The sequence below is a fragment of the Candidatus Woesearchaeota archaeon genome (assembly GCA_003694805.1).
GTDB lineage: Archaea > Nanobdellota > Nanobdellia > Woesearchaeales > J110 > J110.
Map to the genome: position 1 here is coordinate 1 of RFJU01000035.1, position 2,865 is coordinate 2,865.

Sequence of the window (2,865 nt, forward strand, 5' to 3'; positions counted from 1 at the left end):
ACACGCAACAAATTTTCCTCTTCACTCGCAACGGACACTTTCAAGGAAGCAGGAATTGGGAGGTTATTCTTGATCTTCAGCGTTTTTTTTCCGCCAAACAGGATGGTAACTCGGTCAGGTGCTGAAAACGGAAACGTGTCAAAATACAAGACAGAAAAATTCATTGCGCCGAGTACATCGCCAAACTCATCGTCCCCGGTTGTGCATCGAAAGGAAATCCCCAGTGGAAAGGACGCTGCTTCCTTTAGCCTCGTCGAAATATTAAAGGTTATTTTCTTTCTCTCCTGCACGGCAAAACTTTCTGGCCGAACAGAAACTCCCTGCTCTTCTAAGCGTTTCAAGACAGTCTCATTCAATTTGCAGAGAAACAGACTCGAGCTCTTCTCAACATCAACTTCAACCAAGCCGCCCCCCTCAAACAACAGCACCTTCTCCGGTGGCTTGAAGAAAATAAACGGCTCATTCCTGACTATGATGGGGACGATAAGCGCATGCCCTGTTTTGTTGTCAAGAAAAAAAAATCCCGTGTCGACACCATCCTCCGTCTTGTTTTTTGCAAGCACCACCTTCACAACTCCTTCCTGCTCTCCGGCCACCGACATCGCCACGCGTCCCTGAAGTGTTTTGGAAAACAGCGCTCCGCTTCGCACCACGTCGCTCAACGCGCCTGATCCCTCCAAAAATGACGTTATTTCGACGATTTGTTCGTCTTCCTTCAGCTCAACAACGGGCGGGGAGGCTTGAAGTGTCAGAAGGCTTGAAGCTTTTAGCGCCAGAAAGGTCAGCGCGTCTGCCTCAATACTCCCCCATCCCTCGACCGGACGCTCTTGCTCAAGCCAACGCAACCCATCATGTATTGCTTCAGACACAGCCTTCAGCTCGCTAGAGAGAACACGCAAGGCATCTATGACGCGAACCGTCATTATCGCCCTCTCCTCCCAGCTCCCCTCCCCCCAACTGCCGTCGTTATTTTGCTCAAAAATCAACCATTCTCCAACTTCTTTGGATGGATCAACGTATCGAAGATACCATGCAGAGTCTCGCAGAGAGTTATTGGACAAAAGATACGCCCCGCCAACAGCGCCTTCCCGAAGCAGCCCTTTCAAATACGTCTTTGCCTCGTCCTTGTGTTTTTTGTCAAGCAGCGGGTTCATAACAGCAAAGAGCGTTGCTTCCACATCGCACGAGGACCATTTTTCATCGCCCCAGCACGCCGGACTAATAAGAAAGGAAATGTTTTCAGAAGATGACCCGCTCCCTTCAAAAACCACTTCTTTTTTTTCATCAAACACCGTCACCGACGTGCGAGAGCCGCAGTCAAAGAGTATTCGCTCTCCATACTTTGGCGCAAAAGCCACCTGCGCCTCCCCGTGCTCATCAAGCGATACCTGCGAGGATGTTGAACCTTGATAGAAGAGGCAAGAACCCTCCTCCTCATCAGCGTTGATTGACACGTTCCACTTTTCCTCTCCAATATAATTTTGCTTGCTTTCAAGCCAGAGAAGACCATCGTGCACTACGCGGTGTGACTCGTTAAATCCTGCTTGCACCAAATAAAAAAGAATTTTCGCGTTGTACCCCGGCCTACAGGGAACACCCCAACACTTCTCTTCATTGTCTCGTTGATCCTTCAACCAAGAAAAACCCCTATCTCGCTCTTCACGATACGAATCGTTAAAAAAGGAGAGGTACCACAGGTACTGTGCTGTAGAGAGGGGGTCTCCCCACCCCCCATCGCTTTCTTGCGAATCCAAAATTTGACCAACAAAGCTGACGAGGAGATTTTTTTTCAAACGAACTTCCAACTCGTCAAAACCAGACACCGCCCTTGCCAACACAACAGGGCAGCGAAACTCGCTGAGGTTCACAACGTAGAGCGAGCACCCTTGTTTCCACTCAATGGCACGAAGCTCTTGGAACGTTCCTGCGGGGCAGCCCGCCTTTACCTGCAATACCTTCGGTCCGCAACCTTCCAAAACAACCTCGCCAGCGGGAGGATACAGCTCGCGCTGCGAAATTGGCTTCAGACTCGCTGCGGGTTCGGCCAGGGCAAAATACGCCTTACCAAAAAAGAACGCGCAACAGATCGCTACGCCAAGCAAGCAACCCGCCACCCTTCGGGCACCGAACCCACTCACTTTTGCATGGCTCTGTTCCATAACGACCCTCGTCTTCCCTGCTCATGATCGGCACACATCCAACACACCCGTATTTTCTGCTCTCGTATTTTCTGCTCTCGCACTGCACCGTTCGCTAACGCTCTTGCTCAGCACGCTCTCGCTGCCTTTTCCTTCACCGTCTCGCCTTCTTGCACGTCGCGAACGGCAACCGCCTCTGCAAGGGTACTGCGTGTCCTGGGAGGAACGCATCCGCTGCGCTTCCCTACCTGCTCCTCGCTCATCTATCGCTGCTGGCTTTCGCAGCAACACCTCCCACACTTACTTGGCTGCGTGCTCTTCTCTTTCAAAAAAGTGCTCGGCTTCGCGGAACAGTTTTCCAGGGTCTACGTCTGAGAGAAATACTCGCTCGTATAACTTGACTAAGAATACCGTCTGAGCCAATATAGCAATTGCAAGCATGATGAGAATCTCAACAACAACAATATTAGAATCCAAAGAACCCCCCTCCCTTGCAGAAGAGATTGCAAGGAAGAACACCACGACCGCTGCAGCTCCGAAAAGCACCATAAAGGAGAAGAGCACCTTCTCAACCACGTGCGCAGCAACTCTTTTTTGCAAGATCGACTTCATCATCCTTACCACTAACGTTCTTGTTTATAAATTTTTCTTAATTTATTACTTTTTTGTTAATTTTTTGTTACTAAAAAATAGTTCCCCATTTACTATTTGTTTGAAGGAGCCAAGA

Annotated in this window: 2 protein-coding genes; both read right to left on the bottom strand. The window is 49.6% G+C overall.

Translation table 11 applies throughout. The features are described from left to right. The coding region (locus D6783_01510; protein RME53609.1) for a hypothetical protein at positions 1–2,159 on the bottom strand (2,159 nt) is incomplete at its 3' end. A 279-nt stretch (positions 2,160–2,438) separates the two neighbouring features. Next, positions 2,439–2,750 (bottom strand): hypothetical protein, encoded by a 312-nt coding sequence (locus D6783_01515; protein RME53610.1) that lies wholly within the window; start codon positions 2,748–2,750, stop codon positions 2,439–2,441. Positions 2,751–2,865 lie beyond the last annotated feature (115 nt).

Excerpts from the sequence above, each read along its gene's own strand:
- D6783_01515 (RME53610.1), bottom strand. The coding sequence starts at position 2,750 with ATGAAGTCGATCTTGCAAAAAAGAGTTGCTGCGCACGTGGTTGAGAAG.